At 59.6% G+C, this 731-nt stretch carries 1 protein-coding gene; it reads right to left on the bottom strand.

What is annotated here, in order from left to right:
- Nucleotides 1-9 precede the first annotated feature (9 nt).
- Nucleotides 10-731, bottom strand: a protein-coding gene (locus ACYVH8_RS12720) for an IS5 family transposase (RefSeq protein WP_460489186.1) whose coding sequence is annotated in 2 segments (ribosomal slippage) — nucleotides 10-461 and nucleotides 461-731 — 723 coding nt annotated over the 2 segments. Because the reading frame shifts where the segments join, the coding sequence is not laid out codon by codon here. This gene is flagged as partial in the annotation.

Below are 731 nucleotides of genomic sequence, written 5' to 3'. Positions count from 1 at the left end.
TAGGGCCTGTTAACACAAACCACGAAGGCCATCTGCCACGAGCACGAAGCTGAGAAAGCCAAGAAACATTGCATCGAGTTTCTCGAACCGAGAGAAGATGCGTCGGTAGCCCTTGAGCCGCCTGAACAGGCGCTCAACCTCGTTGCGCCGCTTGTACATCGCCCGGTCGTACTCCCAAGGTTCGATCCGGGTTCTCATCGGGGGTACGACCGGGATAAATCCAAGATCAAGGGCCAGCTGACGCGTCTCGTTGCCTTCGTAGGCGCGATCCATGAGCAAGTGAATTGGGCGGTTCGCTGGCCCCAGGCTTTGCAGCAGGCGTCTGCCTTCGGGCGCATCGTGAGCCTGTCCAGGCGACAGACAGAACGTCACGGCCGTTCGAGCATCCGCGGCAACCATATGAATCTTGGTGTTCCATCCGCCTCGGGACTTGCCGATGGCTTGCGGGCCGTTTTTTTTAGAGCACCTGTGCCATCGGGATGCACCTTGATGCTCGTGGAGTCCAACGACACCGCCTCGATCTTCACGCGCACCAGTTGCTCGCGCTGCAACTCCTCGAACATCTTGTCCAGCACGCCAGCCTTGGTCCAGCGACGCATGCGCGTATAGATCGTGTGCCAATTACCGAACCGCTTGGGCAGCCCGCGCCACTTGCAGCCGTGCTCGGCAACATACAACATGGCGTTGACCACTTGCAGGTTGCTCAGGCTGACGTTGCCGCGCTGCACGGG

This window comes from Curvibacter fontanus, from assembly GCF_054780335.1.
The sequence above is the reverse complement of the archived record's forward strand: the minus strand, read 5'-3'. Positions and strand labels throughout refer to the sequence as shown.